16 protein-coding genes are annotated in these 17,785 nt (G+C 42.5%); 14 read left to right on the top strand and 2 right to left on the bottom strand.

The genetic code is table 11. From position 1 onward, the window contains the following. The first annotated feature begins 51 nt into the window (after window positions 1-51). The 5 genes from AC0DBE_RS07745 (at window position 52) to pfeT (ending at window position 5,327) form a co-directional block, all read left to right on the top strand. Window positions 52-246, top strand: a complete 195-nt coding sequence (locus AC0DBE_RS07745) for a hypothetical protein (protein ID WP_003218622.1) — start codon at window positions 52-54, stop codon at window positions 244-246. Between the two features lie 298 nt (window positions 247-544). Further along, complete coding sequence (locus AC0DBE_RS07740; protein ID WP_061187361.1) at window positions 545-1,174, top strand: cell wall hydrolase; 630 nt, start codon at window positions 545-547, stop codon at window positions 1,172-1,174. 117 nt (window positions 1,175-1,291) lie between these two features. Then, complete coding sequence (ykvU, locus tag AC0DBE_RS07735; protein WP_061187362.1) at window positions 1,292-2,629, top strand: sporulation protein YkvU; 1,338 nt, start codon at window positions 1,292-1,294, stop codon at window positions 2,627-2,629. A gap of 50 nt (window positions 2,630-2,679) precedes the next feature. Beyond that, window positions 2,680-3,177 (top strand): endospore biogenesis thiol-disulfide oxidoreductase StoA, encoded by a 498-nt coding sequence (gene stoA, locus AC0DBE_RS07730; protein WP_472961673.1) that lies wholly within the window; start codon window positions 2,680-2,682, stop codon window positions 3,175-3,177. Window positions 3,178-3,413: 236 nt separating this feature from the next. Then, complete coding sequence (gene pfeT, locus AC0DBE_RS07725) at window positions 3,414-5,327, top strand: metal-transporting ATPase PfeT (protein ID WP_472961671.1); 1,914 nt, start codon at window positions 3,414-3,416, stop codon at window positions 5,325-5,327. A 37-nt stretch (window positions 5,328-5,364) separates the two neighbouring features. Here the strand turns inward: pfeT and AC0DBE_RS07720 are convergent, their stop codons facing one another. Next, window positions 5,365-5,568: a hypothetical protein gene (locus tag AC0DBE_RS07720; protein ID WP_014113599.1), complete on the bottom strand. Its 204-nt coding sequence runs from the start codon at window positions 5,566-5,568 to the stop codon at window positions 5,365-5,367. A gap of 164 nt (window positions 5,569-5,732) precedes the next feature. Here AC0DBE_RS07720 and papB point away from each other — a divergent pair, with 164 nt between their 5' ends. From papB to splB, 8 genes are all read left to right on the top strand, one after another. Beyond that, window positions 5,733-6,827 (top strand): di/tri-peptidase, encoded by a 1,095-nt coding sequence (gene papB / locus AC0DBE_RS07715; RefSeq protein WP_242733367.1) that lies wholly within the window; start codon window positions 5,733-5,735, stop codon window positions 6,825-6,827. A gap of 281 nt (window positions 6,828-7,108) precedes the next feature. Beyond that, a complete protein-coding gene (locus tag AC0DBE_RS07710; RefSeq protein WP_472961668.1) occupies window positions 7,109-8,074 on the top strand; it encodes a LacI family DNA-binding transcriptional regulator in 966 nt (321 codons plus the stop codon). A 62-nt stretch (window positions 8,075-8,136) separates the two neighbouring features. Next, entirely contained in the window at window positions 8,137-9,003 is an 867-nt protein-coding gene (gene glcT / locus AC0DBE_RS07705) for a glucose PTS transporter transcription antiterminator GlcT (protein WP_242733366.1), read from the top strand. Between the two features lie 229 nt (window positions 9,004-9,232). Next, complete coding sequence (gene ptsG, locus AC0DBE_RS07700; RefSeq protein WP_061187367.1) at window positions 9,233-11,332, top strand: PTS glucose transporter subunit IIABC; 2,100 nt, start codon at window positions 9,233-9,235, stop codon at window positions 11,330-11,332. A 98-nt stretch (window positions 11,333-11,430) separates the two neighbouring features. Further along, entirely contained in the window at window positions 11,431-11,697 is a 267-nt protein-coding gene (locus AC0DBE_RS07695) for a phosphocarrier protein HPr (RefSeq protein ID WP_010334034.1), read from the top strand. Then, window positions 11,697-13,409 (top strand): phosphoenolpyruvate--protein phosphotransferase, encoded by a 1,713-nt coding sequence (gene ptsP, locus AC0DBE_RS07690; RefSeq protein WP_144482504.1) that lies wholly within the window; start codon window positions 11,697-11,699, stop codon window positions 13,407-13,409. Before AC0DBE_RS07695 ends, ptsP begins: the two co-directional genes overlap by 1 nt. A gap of 90 nt (window positions 13,410-13,499) precedes the next feature. Continuing rightward, a complete protein-coding gene (gene splA / locus AC0DBE_RS07685) occupies window positions 13,500-13,739 on the top strand; it encodes a splAB operon transcriptional regulator SplA (RefSeq protein ID WP_072182867.1) in 240 nt (79 codons plus the stop codon). A 77-nt stretch (window positions 13,740-13,816) separates the two neighbouring features. Beyond that, window positions 13,817-14,845, top strand: a complete 1,029-nt coding sequence (gene splB, locus AC0DBE_RS07680) for a spore photoproduct lyase (RefSeq protein ID WP_014113605.1) — start codon at window positions 13,817-13,819, stop codon at window positions 14,843-14,845. Between the two features lie 14 nt (window positions 14,846-14,859). Here splB and AC0DBE_RS07675 read toward each other — a convergent pair whose 3' ends face one another. After that, window positions 14,860-15,540: a GNAT family N-acetyltransferase gene (locus AC0DBE_RS07675; RefSeq protein ID WP_072182868.1), complete on the bottom strand. Its 681-nt coding sequence runs from the start codon at window positions 15,538-15,540 to the stop codon at window positions 14,860-14,862. Between the two features lie 134 nt (window positions 15,541-15,674). Here AC0DBE_RS07675 and mcpC point away from each other — a divergent pair, with 134 nt between their 5' ends. Beyond that, window positions 15,675-17,642: a methyl-accepting chemotaxis protein McpC gene (gene mcpC, locus AC0DBE_RS07670; protein WP_090557603.1), complete on the top strand. Its 1,968-nt coding sequence runs from the start codon at window positions 15,675-15,677 to the stop codon at window positions 17,640-17,642. Window positions 17,643-17,785: the final 143 nt, after the last annotated feature.

The following is a 17,785-nucleotide window of genomic DNA, read 5'->3' as shown; positions in this document are numbered from 1 at the left end:
TAAAGATGGTATATTGATTTTCGTCAAAAGAAAGAAAAGGGGGAATTTTCGTTGCGTCCCGAAGAGATTACAGAAATGATTGAACAGCTGCGCACCGGCGCAATAAACGAACTGAGAGTCCAGAAAGAGCATTTCCTGGATTTCAGGGCTGTGTTATCTAAACAAGATGATTTTAAACATTTCCGAGGAATTGCCCAGCAAGGCGGAGATGTTATATTTCAATACTTAGAACAGCCAAGAAGCTGAAGGTTTCTCATATGTGAGAAGCCTTTTTATCATATATGACAGAATACAGGCTCTTTATTACACTCAGTTGTAACAGATGTAAACAAAATGTAAAACGCCAAAAATGGATAAACATGTTTTGAATTGACAAGATTTATAGAATTTCAAGCTGTTTTTCTTCCATTAACCAGCCTGTCATCCGGTATATTCCATCCTGATGCCTCCTTGGGAGAGTTGGAAAATCTTTTTCCGTGAAAATGAATGGATCTCTTGTTAAGGTTATGAAGTGTTTTTTTGAGCACTTTAAGGAGGAAACTGTATGACGACGAAATTCACTGCTCTGGCTGTTTTTCTTCTTTGTTTCATGCCTGCAGCAAAAATTGAACATACACAAGCTTCACTACTGAGCACAAAGAAGACAAAACATGAAGAAGCGAAATGGCTTACACATATAGATCAAGACAGAGACGAATCTTTCCCTTCACTGTCTGCTGATAAGGACCAGAAAAAAATAAAGCCGATCAAGCTATCAGCACACACTGAAAAGAAAGAGAAAGACAAGCCGGCCAAAACAACTGAAAAGAAAGAAACATATACACAGTCTGAAAAAGATCTGCTGTCCCGTCTCGTTCACGCAGAGGCTAAGGGAGAATCCTATAAAGGCAAGGTCGCCGTAGCAAGCGTTGTGCTGAACAGAACGGAGAAAAAAGGTTTTCCTGATACAATTAGAGGGGTTATTTATCAGAAAAACGCCTTTGAACCGGTTGCAAACGGAAGCATTAATCAAAAGCCTGATAAAGAATCGATTGCTGCTGCTGAAGAAGCGCTGTCCTCAAAAAATAGAGAAACAGATGCCATATTTTTTTATAATCCGAAAACAGCGTCAGATGATTGGATTCGTTCAAGGAAAATCATAGAAAAAATCGGCAGGCACGTTTTTGCCATCTAAGCATAGAAGAGACAATTTGTCTCAGCTGTGCTTTTTTACATATAAAGAGTAAAAATAAAATAATTTTTGAACTTGTCTCATATGATGTTGGTAGTACAAGAGACAAGGAGAGACATCATGAATCGATTTGTGAAAGGGATCATTCTTTTATCCATTGCCGCCTTTTTCGCTGAATGCCTTGAATTTGTCGTGAATATGATTTTGGCGCGGGAGCTTGGCGAGCACGGGATGGGGCTTTACATGAGTATTTTGCCCACGATCTTTTTAATTATAGTCATCGCAAGCCTGGAACTGCCGATCTCAATTTCTAAATTCATTGCCGAATCAAACCCTAAGCTTCATGAAAGCATGCTGAGGCACGCATTCAGAATGACGGTCGTTTTTACAGCGTTTTCTACTGCTGCTGCCAGTATTGCGCTTCCGTTTATTCCGGTATTTGATACATACCACCCGTTTATTAAAGGGATTGTCATCGGCTTAATTCCTATTGTCGCCTTTACTTCAATCGCCAGGGGCTATTTTATGGGTGTACAAAAAATGGGGAAGATCGCAATCGCCAATGTGCTGAAAAAAATCATCCAGCTCTTGTGCTTATTCCTCTTTTTTCAATGGTATTCATTTGAATTGGATATGGCTGTGCTGATTTCCTTGTTTGTCCTCGTCGTGAGTGATGTGGTTGTGCTTGTTTATTTATATTCACAATTTATCATGGCGAGGCGGGCGGTATCCGGCCAGCAGCACATTCATTTGCGCGGAAAGGATGTAAGAAAAAGACTGCTTGCCGTTTCCATTCCTACAACAGGGCTGCGCATTTTTCATGCGGTTGTCAATGCGATTGAACCCTTTTTAGTAAAAGGAGCGCTTTTGGCTGCAGGCGTTGCCGGGACAGCGGCGATCGATCAATATGGAATGCTGGCCGGTGTGGCTGTGACGATAGGGTCGTTCCCTGCATTTATTGCCCATTCGTTAATGGTTGTCATGATACCGAGTATCTCGGAAGCTTATGCGCTTTCGCAATATGACGTCGTATTAAAAAGACTGAAGCAGTCGATTTTCATTACGTTTGGCTACGGCATACCGTCCGTCTGGATCATGTTCCAGTTTGCGGGACCGCTCACACATTTGTTTTTTCACTCCCCCGAAGCGCAGTATTACTTGCAGCTGTTGTGGCCTTACTTTCTCTTTCATCTGTTTGTCATGCCGCTGCAGGCGTGCTTAATCGGGATGGGGTTTGTTAAAGAAGCTTTTTATCACAATGTCTGGAGCCATATCGTGGCCCTAAGTATGATGTATGTGCTGGGATCAATGGAGAATTTGCAAATGCTCGGGATTATCCTAGGGATGAACACTGGCATGATTTTGCTGACGAGCCTTCACTATACACAGATTTGCAAAGTGCTGCGGGTATCTGTTTTCCTTACGGGAGGAAGCAGAACGCCGCGAATTGAAGGATGATAAAGAAAAAGCAGGGGCAAGCTAATTGAAAAGCATGAAAGGAAGATTCCATGTTGACGAAGCGCTTGCTTACTGTATGCCTTATGTTATTGGGGATGATTGCATGGTTTCCTGATGTGGCAGCCGCTGAGAATAAACAGCCTGCAGTTCCCGCTGTTTTTCTTATGAAAACGATAGAAGGGGAGGATATCTCGATCCCGCATAAAGGGCAAAACACCATCCTGCATTTTTGGACATCTTGGTGTCCGCCCTGCAAAAAGGAGCTTCCCCAGTTTCAATCGTTTTATAATGCCCATCAATCCGACGGTGTAAAGCTGGTAACGGTGAATTTAGTGAACTCAGAACAAAATCAGCAAGCTGTTGAAGACTTTATTAAAGCAAACAAGCTGACGTTTCCGATCGTTCTTGACTCAAAAGGAGAATTGATGAAGGAGTATCATATCATCACGATCCCAACATCATTTTTGCTGAATGAAAAGGGAGAAATTGAAAAAACAAAAATTGGCCCGATGACGGCGGAACAACTGAAAGAATGGACGGAAGAATAGGCTGAGAGCATAGACTCTCAGCTTTTTTCATGTAGTGAAGAATTGGATGAATGTTAATGATAATTATTATCAAGAAGAAATTAAAATAATTATAATTGAAATTCTCATTGCGCATGCTATAATAAAGGAAGACATCAAGAAATAACTGACGATAAAGCTGCCTTTTGGGCGGCAATTTTGTTTTTATAAGAGAAATGATGATGATTTACGTTCTCAATTAGAGAGGAGAATTTGATATGAATGAACAAGTTATCGTTCAACACGATCCGCATGAGCCATTAAAAACAGAGCAGAGAGAAAAAAACTGGGCACAGCATGCGGAGCTTATCGCAGCACTCGTGTCAGGCGCTCTTATTTTGGCAGGCTGGCTCTTAGCCGGACATCAAGTATTATCAATAACACTTTACTTGCTGGCTTTTGTGATCGGCGGATTTGCTAAAGCAAAGGAAGGAATCGAAGAAACGCTCGAATCCAAAACGCTGAATGTAGAACTTTTAATGATTTTCGCTGCAATTGGTTCCGCCTTGATCGGATACTGGGCGGAGGGTGCTATTTTAATATTTATTTTTTCCTTAAGCGGAGCTTTAGAAACATACACGATGAATAAAAGCAGCAGAGATTTAACATCTTTAATGCAGCTTGAGCCTGAAGAAGCAACGCTGATGGTCAGTGGTGAAACCAAAAGAGTACCGGTATCGGACTTGCAGGCCGGTGATATGATTGTGATCAAACCCGGAGAACGTGTAGCGGCAGACGGTATCATTGAATCGGGCTCAACAAGCATTGATGAGTCAGCATTAACAGGTGAATCAATGCCTGTAGAAAAAAACACCGGTGACGCTGTATTTACGGGAACTGTGAATCGCAACGGCTCCTTGACCGTCCGTGTCACGAAAGCAAATGAAGATTCGTTATTCAGAAAAATTATCAAACTGGTTGAATCTGCGCAAAGCAGTGTTTCGCCCGCACAAGCTTTCATTGAACGATTTGAAAATGCTTATGTAAAAGGTGTGCTGATCGCGGTGGGACTCTTGTTATTCGTGCCGCACTTTGCGCTGGGCTGGAGCTGGAGTGAAACCTTCTACCGCGCAATGGTGTTTATGGTTGTCGCTTCACCTTGTGCGCTTGTCGCTTCTATTATGCCGGCAGCTTTGTCCTTGATTTCAAATGGCGCCCGCAACGGTATGCTTGTGAAGGGCAGCGTCTTCCTTGAACAGCTGGGCTCTGTGCAAATGATCGCCTTTGATAAAACGGGCACTGTAACAAAAGGCCAGCCTGCCGTTGAGACGATTAGAATTGCAAAAGGATTAAGTGAAGCGGAAGTGCTTGAGGCCGTCTATGCAATCGAAACGCAATCAAGCCATCCGCTTGCTCAAGCAATAACAACGTACGCTGAAAGCCGAGGCGTAAATCAGTCCGGCTACATATCTATAGAAGAAACATCAGGGTTTGGCGTTATGGCAGAAGTGTCGGGCGCGAAATGGAAGATCGGTAAGGCGGGTTTTATCGGCGAGGAAATGGCAGCACAATTTATAAAACAAACAGCATCAGATATCATTCAAAGCGGCCATACGATTGTATTTGTGAAAAAGGATGACCAAATAGCTGGCTGTATCGCACTGAAAGATCAAATCAGGCCCGAAGCAAAAGAGGTCATGGAAGAATTGAACCAACTTGGCATTAAAACGGCCATGCTGACAGGGGATCATGAGGACACGGCTCAAGCGATAGCGAAGGAAGCCGGAATGACAACTGTTGCTGCAGAATGCTTGCCTGACCAAAAAGTGAATGAAATCAAACGGTTAAAAGAAGAATTCGGAACGATTGCAATGGTCGGTGACGGAATCAATGATGCGCCGGCACTTAAAGCGGCGGATGTTGGCATTGCAATGGGCGGGGGAACAGATGTCGCTCTTGAGACCGCTGATATGGTACTCATGAAAAACGATTTGAAAAAGCTCGTAAACATGTGCCGCTTGTCACGGAAAATGAACAGGATTATCAAACAAAATATCGTGTTTTCTCTAGCTGTGATCTGCTTGCTGATTTGTGCAAACTTTTTGCAGGTGATGGAATTGCCATTTGGCGTGATCGGTCATGAGGGAAGTACAATTTTGGTGATCTTAAATGGGTTAAGACTCCTAAAATAAAATCAGCAGTCCAATTGGGCTGCTGGTTTTTTATGTATCAAGCTTTTCCTTCTTTTTTGTCTTTATCGGATCTTTTCGTAACCATGATGAGAGCGAGAATGCAGCATAGGCACCCCGCTGCACAGCCGATGATAGAGCTGTAATAATAAAAATCGACCATCTTCATACCGATAAAAGGAGCGGAAATTCCCAAAACCGTTAAGAGCATAACTGCTTTTCGTCTGAAAAAATTCATCAGCAAAACGGAACAACTCCCTACGCTTGAACTCTACTGTCAGTATACAGGAAGCGGGGCAGGAAATAAAATGGATCGAAAACGAAGGTGCCGCGGAAGGCAAACACCTGTAAAACCTGTTACAATGAAAGACAGAACAAAGCATTGCAAATGGCAGGGAGGAACTAGAAGTGAATAGAATACAACGCGTCTCTTCATGGCTGAAGGAAGCGGGGCATACTGCCGCATTTATTCATACGAAAGAGAATGTTTTTTACTTAACCGGTTTTTACACAGAGCCGCATGAAAGATTAATGGGTTTATTTATTTTCCAAGAAGAGGAGCCTTTCTTTGTTTGTCCTGGAATGGAAGCAAACCAGGCCCGCAACGCAGGCTGGAATCATGAAATCATTGGTTATGCGGATCATGAAAATCCGTGGGAGCTGATAGAGAAAGCCTTGAAAAAGCGAAATATCAGCATACATACACTCGCGGTAGAAAAGGATTCAATCTCACTATCACGCGCAGAACAGCTGAAGCATTCAGTGGGCGGGGCTCAATTTGTTTCAGCAGAAGAAACACTCAATCAATTTCGCCTGATGAAAGATGACAATGAAATTCGTTTGCTGAAAGAGGCGGCAAAGCTTGCTGATTACGGTGTTGAAGTCGGCACAGCTGCTTTGCGTGAAGGCATCAGTGAAGTGGAAGTGCTCGCTCAAATCGAGTATGAGCTGAAGAAAAAAGGAATTCAGGGCATGTCTTTCTCCACAATGGTTTTATTTGGAGAAAAATCAGGCCAGCCTCATGGAAATCCGGGTACAGCCACGTTGAAGAAAGGTGATTTTGTTTTATTTGATCTCGGTGTTATTCTTGACGGCTATTGCTCTGATATTACAAGAACGTTTGCATACAAAACCATCAATCCGAAGCAAGAGGAGATTTATGAGACCGTGCTTCAAGCGGAAAAAGCCGCGATTGAAGCAAGCAAACCAGGTGTCAGAATTGGAGATCTGGATTTAACTGCCCGCGGAATTATTGAAAAAGCGGGGTACGGAGATTATTTTCCTCACCGGCTGGGACACGGACTCGGGATTTCTGTCCATGAGTACCCATCAATGAGTCAAGCCAACGATACACTGCTGCAGGAAGGCATGGTCTACACGATCGAACCGGGGATTTATGTGCCTGAGATCGGCGGCGTGCGCATTGAGGATGACGTTCATGTAACAAAGGACGGAGCGGTTGCTCTGACCCAATATCCAAAGGAATTAATCATACTGCCGTAACTGGAAATAAAAAAGGACTTTGTTCTCGACATCGTCCTTTTTTATCTGCATTAAATAAAAAAATCATCAAATGTTCGAAAGGGTTTAATTTCATGTTTTTGGTTGAGAGGTTTTACTGCAAGACAGCTGCCGCCAAGAACAGTCAGACATAATCCAATTAAAATGAAGAAACCCATATGATCTTCTCCTTTCAGCTAAAAATACAAAATATGTCTGGTATGTTCATATCATATTGTATGAAATGCATTCCAGATCAAGGGAATTTAGAAAGAAGGGAATCTATGGCTAATATTAAAGACATTGCAGAAAAAGCCGGTGTCTCCGTTACAACGGTTTCCCGAGTCATAAACAATCACCCTTATGTCAGTGAAGACAAAAGAAATAGAGTGCTTGAGGCAATGGAAGCATTGGAGTACACGAGAAATATCCATGCCGTGCATTTGTCGAAAGGGTTTTCAAACATGATTGGCGTTGTCTTGCCGACGATTAATCTGCCTTATTTTGCAGAGCTGATTGCAGGAATAGCCGACGCAGCCACGGAATCCGGGTTTCACCTCTCTTTATTCCAAACAAATTATGATGTACAGAAAGAAATCTTTGCGCTAACCCAATTAAAGCAGCGCCAGGTTGACGGGTTAATTTTTTGCTCAAAGGCGCTTGCTGATGAGAAACTCATGGAATGGGAAGGCCCAATATTGCTTTGCCAGAATTCAGATATCGGCCGTTTTCCAACCATCAGCATTCCTCACCAACAAGCATTCCGGTACGGCTTGGACTATTTAATTGCCAAAGGGCATAAAAAAATAGCCATCTGTTTGGCAAGAAAAAAAGGCATGAACAGCCATTTTCGAATCAAAGCCTATAAAGAAGCATTGGAAGAGATCGGAGAGGCATTTCATGAAGACTGGGTGGTTGAGAAAGCGATTACAATTAATGATGGCAAAGCGCTTTTTCATAAGTGGAAAAAGTGGAAGGAAAAGCCGACGGCTATTTTCGTTGCCAATGATCAAGTCTCAGCAGGGCTTTTACTTGAAGCAAAGGCCCAGCGGGTATCGGTACCGGATGAGCTTGCCATCTTAAGCGTTGATAACCATGAAATCAGCCAATCACTTGGTATCACAACGATCGATATTCAAACAAAGGAAATGGGAAAGCAGGCGTTTGCCATGCTGGAAAAAAGAATTCAGGGACAGCCTATTGAAAGGAAGGTTCTGGATTACCGTCTCATCGAAAGATCGACTGTTTAGTGAAAGCGTTGAAAAAAGGTTTGACGTGCATTCCGTTCGTTATGTACGATATGAGGTATTGAATGACAAAGGAGCTGAGGATCGTGAATGGGTCCTTCACAGTGAAAAAGGTACTGAATAATAACGTCTTAATTGCTTCTCATCATAAATACAGCGAAGTCGTTTTAATCGGAAAAGGTATTGGTTTCGGAAAAAAACAAGATGATGTCATTGAAGATAAAGGTTACGATAAAATGTTCATTTTAAAGGACGAGAAGGAACAAAAGCAGTTTAAAAAGCTCCTTGACTATGTTGATGAAAAGCTCGTTGATATTTCAAACGATGTCATCTATCACATTAGTAATAGGACAAACCACTCATTAAATGAACATATTCACATTGCACTGACAGACCATATCGCATTTGCGATCAAAAGGCAGCAGCAGGGCTTTGATATGAAAAATCCATTTTTAATGGAGACTCAGTCACTTTATCCTGAAGAATACCAAATCGCCAAAGAAGTCATAGATATGATCAATGAAAAAGCGGGAATCTACCTTCCGGAAGGGGAGATCGGCTTTATTGCTCTGCATATCCATTCAGCTCTGACAAACCGTCCGCTGTCCGAGGTCAATCAGCATTCGCAGCTGATGGCACAGCTTGTTGAGGTGATTGAAGACTCGTTTCAAATGAAAGTAAACAAGGAAAGTGTCAACTATTTGCGGCTGATCCGGCATATCAGATTTACAATAGAAAGAATCAAAAAAGAAGAACCGACTAAAGAACCAGAAAAATTAATGTTGTTATTGAAAAATGAATATCCGCTATGCTACAATACAGCTTGGAAATTGATTAAAATCTTGCAGCAAACATTGAAGAAACCAGTTCATGAGGCGGAAGCGGTTTACCTGACGCTTCATCTGTACCGATTAACCAATAAAATTTCATAAATTCAGTTTATCCTTATAACGTGTTACTGATCCGATCAGGCATGAGTGATTGAGGGGAAAAAACGGGAAGTCCATTCTCGTTCTTTTGCGCACCCAATTTTGCTCATGCCCTTTTTGTTGTGTAAAAGGGCAAATGTAAACGGTTAAACTGGAAGACTTACGCCTGTGAATTCGTTGTCATGATTTTTAGCTGTAAGGTCAGACTAGTAAAAAGAGGAGGTCAATTCTTATGTTTAAAGCATTATTCGGCGTTCTTCAAAAAATTGGGCGTGCGCTTATGCTTCCAGTTGCGATCCTTCCGGCTGCGGGGATTTTGCTTGCGATCGGGAATGCGATGCAAAATAAGGACATGATTCAGGTCCTGCATTTCTTGAGCAATGACAATATTCAGCTCGTAGCGGGTGTTATGGAAAGCGCTGGGCAGATTGTTTTTGATAACCTTCCGCTTCTATTCGCAGTAGGTGTAGCCATCGGGCTTGCCAACGGTGATGGAGTTGCAGGGATTGCAGCAATTATCGGTTATCTGGTGATGAACGTATCCATGAGTGCGGTTCTTCTTGCAAACGGAACCATTCCTTCCGATTCAATCGAAAGAGCCAAGTTCTTCACGGAAAACCATCCTGCATATGTAAACATGCTTGGTATACCTACCTTGGCGACAGGTGTGTTCGGCGGTATTATCGTCGGTGTGTTAGCTGCATTATTGTTCAACAAATTTTACACAATTGAACTGCCGCAATATCTTGGTTTCTTTGCGGGTAAACGTTTTGTTCCAATTGTGACGTCAATTTCTGCACTGATTCTGGGTCTTATTATGTTAGTGATCTGGCCTCCGATCCAGCATGGATTGAATGCCTTTTCAACTGGATTAGTGGAAGCGAATCCAACCCTTGCTGCATTTATCTTCGGGGTGATTGAACGTTCGCTTATTCCATTCGGTTTGCACCACATTTTCTATTCGCCGTTCTGGTATGAATTCTTCAGCTATAAGAGTGCAGCAGGGGAAATCATCCGCGGGGATCAGCGTATCTTTATGGCGCAGATTAAAGACGGCGTACAGTTAACAGCAGGTACGTTCATGACAGGTAAATATCCATTTATGATGTTCGGTCTGCCTGCTGCGGCGCTTGCGATTTATCATGAAGCAAAACCACAAAACAAAAAACTCGTTGCAGGTATTATGGGTTCAGCGGCCTTGACATCCTTCTTAACAGGGATCACAGAGCCATTGGAATTCTCATTCCTATTCGTTGCCCCTGTCTTGTTTGCGATTCACTGTGTGTTTGCGGGACTTTCATTCATGGTCATGCAGCTGTTGAATGTTAAGATTGGTATGACATTCTCCGGCGGTTTAATTGACTACTTCCTATTCGGTATTTTACCGAACCGGACGGCATGGTGGCTTGTTATCCCTGTCGGCTTGGGACTTGCGGTCATTTACTACTTCGGATTCCGATTTGCGATCCGCAAATTTAATCTGAAAACACCGGGACGCGAGGATGCTACGGAAGAAACAGCAGCATCTGGGAAAACTGGTGAAGCAGGAGATCTTCCTTATGAGATCCTGCAGGCAATGGGTGACCAGGAAAACATTAAACACCTTGATGCTTGTATCACTCGTCTTCGTGTGACTGTAAACGATCAGAAAAAGGTTGATAAAGACCGTCTGAAACAGCTCGGTGCATCCGGGGTGCTGGAAGTCGGCAACAACATTCAAGCTATTTTCGGACCGCGTTCTGACGGTTTAAAAACACAAATGCAAGACATCATTGCGGGACGCAAGCCAAGACCTGAACCTACAACATCTGCTCAAGAGGAAGTAGGTCAGCAGGTTGAGGAAGTCATTGCAGAACCGCTGCAAAATGAAATCGGCGAGGAAGTTTTCGTTTCTCCGATTGCTGGGGAAATTCACCCGATTACTGATGTTCCTGACCAAGTCTTCTCAGGAAAAATGATGGGTGACGGTTTTGCGATTCTCCCTTCTGAAGGTATTGTCGTATCACCGGTTCGAGGAAAAATTCTAAATGTGTTCCCGACGAAACATGCGATCGGCCTGCAATCCGACGGCGGAAGAGAAATTTTGATCCACTTTGGTATTGATACTGTCAGCCTGAAGGGCGAAGGATTTACATCTTTCGTATCAGAAGGAGACCGCGTTGAGCCTGGACAAAAACTTCTTGAAGTTGATCTGGACGCAGTCAAACCGAATGTACCGTCTCTCATGACACCGATTGTGTTTACGAACCTTGCTGAGGGAGAAACAGTCAGCATTAAAGCAAGCGGCTCAGTCAACAGAGAGCAAGAAGACATTGTGAAGATTGAAAAATAAGGGTATATAGTACGCTGTGCTTGTCAGATGACAAGTACGGCTGTATGATATAATATTGTGAAGTAATAAAGCTTTAAGTTAAAAGGAGAATGATAAAAATGGCACAAAAAACATTCAAAGTAACTGCAGATTCTGGAATTCACGCTCGTCCTGCGACAGTTCTTGTACAAACTGCAAGCAAATACGACGCTGACGTTAATTTAGAATATAACGGCAAAACTGTAAACCTTAAATCAATCATGGGTGTTATGTCTCTTGGAATCGCTAAAGGCGCTGAAATCACAATCTCTGCAGCTGGCGCTGACGAAAACGATGCTCTTAACGCTTTAGAAGAAACAATGAAAAGCGAAGGACTCGGCGAGTAATGCAAGAATTAAAAGGGATTGGTGCTTCAGCCGGCATCGCGATTGCAAAAGCGTACCGGCTTGAAGAGCCAGATTTAACGGTTGAAAAGAAAAACATCTCTGATTCTGAAGCGGAAGTAAGCCGTTTTGAAGAAGCGATTGCACGTTCTAAAGAAGAGCTCGAAAAAATCAAAGAGCACGCTTTGAAAGAACTGGGTCAGGATAAAGCTGATATTTTTTCTGCTCACCTTTTAGTTCTCAGTGACCCTGAGCTTCTGAACCCTGTGAAAGAAAAAATCAGCACTGATTCAGTGAATGCTGAATTCGCTTTAAAAGAAACGTCTTCTATGTTCGTTACTATGTTTGAGTCAATGGACAACGAATATATGAAAGAGCGTGCGGCAGATATCCGCGACGTAACAAAACGCGTAACCGGCCACCTGCTTGGCGTCGAAATTCCGAACCCAAGCATGATCTCAGAAGAGGTTATTATTGTAGCTGAAGACTTAACACCGTCTGACACAGCTCAATTAAACCGTGAGTTCGTAAAAGGATTCACAACTGATATCGGCGGACGCACATCTCACTCTGCCATCATGGCGCGTTCTCTTGAAATTCCGGCAGTTGTCGGTACGAAAGCGGCTACAGGCACGATCCAAAACGGCGTGACTGTTATCGTTGACGGTATCAATGGCGATGTCATTATCGACCCATCTGCGGAAACTGTAAAAGAGTATGAAGAAAAACATAATGCTTATTTGGCTCAAAAAGCTGAGTGGGCAAAGCTTGTCAATGAACCGACTGTCTCAAAAGACGGACATCATGTAGAGCTTGCAGCTAACATCGGTACTCCTGATGATGTGAAAGGCGTTCTTGAAAACGGCGGAGAAGCAGTTGGTCTTTACCGTACAGAATTCCTTTACATGGGAAGAGATCAGCTGCCTACAGAAGATGAGCAGTTTGATGCTTACAAAACGGTTCTTGAGCGTATGGAAGGAAAATCAGTTGTCGTGCGGACACTTGATATCGGCGGAGACAAAGAGCTTCCTTACCTGCAGCTTCCTAAAGAAATGAACCCATTCTTGGGATACAGAGCGATTCGTCTTTGCCTTGAAGAGCAAGAAATCTTCAGAACACAGCTTCGCGCGCTGCTTCGTGCAAGTACATACGGAAACCTGAAAATCATGTTCCCTATGATTGCGACAGTTAACGAATTCAAAGAAGCAAAAGCGATTCTTCTTGAAGAGAAAGAAAAGCTTGTAAAAGCGGGACAGGCTGTATCTGACGATATTGAAGTCGGTATGATGGTTGAAATTCCATCAACTGCAGTCATCGCTGATCAGTTTGCTAAAGAAGTTGATTTCTTCAGTATTGGAACAAACGATTTGATCCAATACACAATGGCAGCTGACCGTATGAATGAACGTGTATCTTACCTGTATCAGCCATACAACCCAGCAATCCTTCGTTTAATTACACTCGTAATTGAAGCGGCACACAAAGAAGGAAAATGGGTTGGCATGTGCGGAGAAATGGCAGGAGACGAGATTGCGATCCCGATCCTTCTTGGCTTAGGCTTAGATGAGTTCTCAATGAGCGCAACTTCAATCCTTCCGGCAAGAACACAAATCAGCAAATTGTCTAAACAAGAAGCTGAGTCATTCAAAGAGAAAATTTTATCTATGAGCACGACAGAAGAAGTTGTCGCGTTCGTAAAAGAAACATTCAAGTAATGTCTAAAAACCAGACGGCCTCCGGCCTGTCTGGTTTTTTTCATAAGTAAAGGTATAGAAGGGCACAATAACATGGCTAGGAGGGATAGTATGTCAAACCAATTTAACGCAGGAGATACAGTTTACGTGATCTACAGAAATCCGCATGCCGCCAATGTTGCCCATATAAAGGAAGCTGAAATTGTGCACCACCCATACCATGAAGGCGAGCTCTCACTGTTTATTTATGAAACCTTTCATCCGTTTGCAGAGGATGATGCTGTATTTGCAAGCTATGAAGAAGCTAAATCACTCTACAAAGAACTATTTGATATCGATCCGTATGAGTAACAAGGAAATCATTACAACTCATATCCTTTCCGCCTTAAGAGAAAAGTAACGTTAGTAAAGGAAAAGGATGTGGCATTATGCAGAACCCATTTGTTCCTCAGCTTGTGTATATTGAACCGAGAGCGCTGGAATATCCGCTGGCCCAAGAATTACAAGATAAATTTGAGAAAATGGGCATTGAAATCAGAGAAACGACATCCCACAATCAAGTTCGTAATATTCCTGGAAAAAACCATCTTCAGCAATATCGCAACGCGAAGTCAACTTTAGTCATCGGTGTCCGGAAAACATTAAAGTTTGATTCTTCTAAACCTTCGGCTGAATATGCCATTCCGTTTGCAACAGGCTGCATGGGGCATTGCCATTACTGCTACCTGCAAACAACGATGGGATCAAAGCCGTATATCAGAACCTATGTAAACGTCGAAGAGATTTTGGATCAGGCAGATAAGTATATGAAGGAGCGCGCACCAGAATTCACAAGGTTCGAGGCCTCATGCACGTCAGATATTGTAGGAATCGATCATCTGACACACACGCTGAAGCGCGCCATTGAACATTTTGGGCAAAGTGACCTCGGAAAGCTCAGATTTGTAACGAAATTCCATCATGTCGATCACCTATTAGATGCAAAGCATAACGGGAAAACGAGATTCAGATTCAGTATTAATGCCGATTATGTAATTAAGAACTTTGAGCCGGGAACCTCACCTCTTGATAAGCGGATAGAAGCGGCAGTAAAAGTTGCAAAAGCAGGATACCCGCTAGGCTTTATTGTTGCGCCGATTTATATTCATGAAGGCTGGGAAGAAGGATACAGACATCTATTTGAAAAGCTTGATGCTGCTTTGCCGCAGGACGTTAGACATGATATTACTTTTGAATTAATTCAGCACCGTTTTACAAAACCGGCCAAACGAGTGATAGAGAAGAATTATCCGAAGACGAAGCTCGAATTAGATGAGGAAAAGCGTCGTTATAAATGGGGCCGTTACGGGATCGGAAAGTATATTTATCAGAAAGATGAAGAGCATGAACTTCGGGAAACGCTTGAATCCTATATTGATACCTATTTCCCTAACGCGAAAATTGAATATTTCACTTAAACGGGCTGTTGTGATCAACAGCTCGTTTTTTTATAAAAAGGATTTTTCCATTCCATTAAAACGCCGAAATTCAATGATTCTTTATCGTCTAAATAATTGCTGACTACTCGAATCGGTGAACGGCCGCAATGGAGAAGAAAGGACAGCACAGGGTCTTTTTTCTTGCCCTCCATTACATCTTCAACGTATTGAACAGCGCTGATCTCGTGTGAGTATTTATGATAAAAAGGAATGCGTCCGCCGCCGAGCAGGCGCTCCAGCCGCTTGTCAACAGTCAGCTCATACATCGTATTCATCAGCCATTTTCCGATTCCAAGCTTTCGATAATGAGGAGAAACAGAAATATCTACTACATATAAAGTATTTCCGTGAGGATCATGATTTTTAATAGATCCGTTATCTGTTGCCTGCACCCATGTATGGTCAGGAGATTCAGGCTCAAAATGTATGATAAGGGCAGTCATAGAACCGACAATTCTGCCATTGACCAGCGCGCATAAAGCGCCTTCCGGAAAGGTTTTGATATGGCTGTCAAGCTGTTCCTCCGACCATAGCAATTCCTGTGGGAACGGAGGAGGGAAACATTCTCTTTGAAGAGAAATCAGCCCCTTTACGTCAGTTTCAGTATAGTTTCTGATGGTCAGGGTCTCAAATTTTCTGCCGTTGTGCACATACATTTGTTTTAGTATGATCATCACCCTCCTTATATTGTTTCATTATAACGAAGATTGAATTTTCAGTAAATATATTCCGTTTTTCATATAATTTATTTTTTGATTATTCATTTTTCAAACGAAGGGGCCGATATAGAAATTAGGAGGGGATTGGTTTGTTTAAAAAACTTCACATGAAGATTGCTGTTTTTGTTTCAATCATGTTAATCGTCACAGTTGTTCTTTTAATGCTGTCTTCTTATTTGACGCTAAAACCGATGATTACAGAGGATGGGAAAAATACAACTCAAAACGTGACACAGTCACTTGAACAAAATATTGAATTGCAATTAAAGAGTTATGCCATTTCGTTATCAAGATTGGCTAATGGGGAATTAACTCATACATTTGTAACAAAACCAAGTAAAGAAGCTTCTCGGCTATTTAACGATGACATTAAACAAATCAAAGATAACGATGATTATGTTGCGATGGCTTATGTTGGCACCGCAAAAAAAGAAATGTTTACATACCCGAAAGCCGATTTTGCCGATGATTATGATCCAACAACAAGACCATGGTATAAGCTTGCAGCTGAAACCCCGGGTCAAGTCGTTTGGACGCAACCTTATAAAGATGTCGTGACGGGAGATATGATTGTCACTGCATCGAAAGCGATCCTTGACGGGCAAAAAGTGATCGGGGTTGCCAGCTACGACTTGAAACTCTCTGCTATCCAGAGTATGGTCAATAAGCAAAAGGTGCCTTACAATGGGTTTGCCTTTTTAGCTGATGCCAGCGGCAATCTTTTAGCACACCCGTCAAACCAAGGAAAAAATATATCAAAGGATCAAACACTGAAAACCATTGCATCTGAGAAAAAAGGGATACAAGATGAAAATGGGAAAATGGTTGTGTACCAAACGATTGGGGAAACGGGCTGGAAAGTCGGAACGCAATTTGATACCGATAAATTAATGTGGATTTCAGATAAAATGAATCGGGCGAATCTTTGGATATCACTGATTGCGCTTATCATAACAATTATTCTCAGCTACTTTCTGGCCAAAACGATAACCGGTCCGATACAGCAGCTGATCGCAAAAACGAAGGCAGTTTCCGCGGGCGATTTAACAGTGCACGCAGAATCAAAATCCAAGGATGAAGTCGGTATTTTAACAAAAGACTTTAATCAGATGGTTGAAAATATGAAGGAAATGGTTGAGCAAGTGAGACTCTCTTCAGGGAAAGTATCTGATACCTCTGAGCAATTAACGGCTGTCTCTGCGGAAACAAATGAAACAAGCGGACAAATTGCAAAAGCGATTGAAGAAGTAGCCGCTGGGGCATCAGAACAGGCTTCTGAAGTCGAGACCATTAACGAAAAATCAGAAAGCCTGTCAACGAAAATCAGGCAAATTGCTGAGGAGGCAGGCGGAATTAAAGAACGGTCAAAATCGTCTGAGGATGCAAGCTATAAAGGACTTGACGCGCTCGGCCAGCTGCTGATGAAGTCAAACGAAGCCAACATGGAAACGAAAAAGGTTGAAACGATGCTGCTTGATTTGGAAAATCAAACAAAGAATATTGAAGAAGTCGTTACAGCGATTTCGAATATTTCTGATCAAACCAACTTGCTTGCCTTAAATGCCAGCATTGAGGCAGCCAGAGCCGGAGAAAGCGGACGCGGCTTTGCCGTCGTAGCCGATGAAGTGCGGAAGCTTGCTGAGCAATCAGCCCTTTCTACAAAGCATATCAGCGAGACTGTGAAGCTTATCCAGCTTGAGACAAAAGAGGCCTCTCACGCCATGGTTGAGGCAAGCAGAATGAATGATGAACAAAACAGTGCCATTCATGAGACAGGAGAGGTATTAAACACGATAACCGCGGAAATGCAATCGCTGGTACAAGGCATTGATCACATTTACGAAGAAATTCAAAGAATGAGTGAAGAACAGCTCGCGATTTCTGAAGCCATTCAAAGCATTTCAGCCATATCACAGGAATCGGCTGCCGCAGCAGAGGAAGTGAACGCATCAACCGATGAACAGCTGATCACTCTTGATAAAGTCAAACACTCAACGGAGACGTTAAAACATGCAAGCCAAGAGCTTATGAACACAATTGCGAAATTCACATTGTAATCCAATTACATTCCCAAAACATGATTTGTTTTGGGGATTTTTTTATTTTAAGAGTATACTATATGATGAATAGATATGGTAGTCTAGAAAATGAAGGAAAAATGATAAATTTTAACTAAAATCAAAACGAAACATCTGGGAGG

The organism is Bacillus sp. VA15, assembly GCF_055721145.1.
This window is presented reverse-complemented; position numbering and strand designations above follow the sequence as displayed.

Coding starts and splice junctions, on each gene's coding strand:
- splB (WP_014113605.1), top strand. CDS start 13,817: ATGCAGAACCCATTTGTTCCTCAGCTTGTGTATATTGAACCGAGAGCG.
- splA (WP_072182867.1), top strand. CDS start 13,500: ATGTCAAACCAATTTAACGCAGGAGATACAGTTTACGTGATCTACAGA.
- stoA (WP_472961673.1), top strand. CDS start 2,680: ATGTTGACGAAGCGCTTGCTTACTGTATGCCTTATGTTATTGGGGATG.
- ptsG (WP_061187367.1), top strand. CDS start 9,233: ATGTTTAAAGCATTATTCGGCGTTCTTCAAAAAATTGGGCGTGCGCTT.
- glcT (WP_242733366.1), top strand. CDS start 8,137: ATGACAAAGGAGCTGAGGATCGTGAATGGGTCCTTCACAGTGAAAAAG.
- ptsP (WP_144482504.1), top strand. CDS start 11,697: ATGCAAGAATTAAAAGGGATTGGTGCTTCAGCCGGCATCGCGATTGCA.
- AC0DBE_RS07695 (WP_010334034.1), top strand. CDS start 11,431: ATGGCACAAAAAACATTCAAAGTAACTGCAGATTCTGGAATTCACGCT.
- AC0DBE_RS07740 (WP_061187361.1), top strand. CDS start 545: ATGACGACGAAATTCACTGCTCTGGCTGTTTTTCTTCTTTGTTTCATG.
- AC0DBE_RS07710 (WP_472961668.1), top strand. CDS start 7,109: ATGGCTAATATTAAAGACATTGCAGAAAAAGCCGGTGTCTCCGTTACA.
- ykvU (WP_061187362.1), top strand. CDS start 1,292: ATGAATCGATTTGTGAAAGGGATCATTCTTTTATCCATTGCCGCCTTT.
- AC0DBE_RS07675 (WP_072182868.1), bottom strand. CDS start 15,540: ATGATCATACTAAAACAAATGTATGTGCACAACGGCAGAAAATTTGAG.
- pfeT (WP_472961671.1), top strand. CDS start 3,414: ATGAATGAACAAGTTATCGTTCAACACGATCCGCATGAGCCATTAAAA.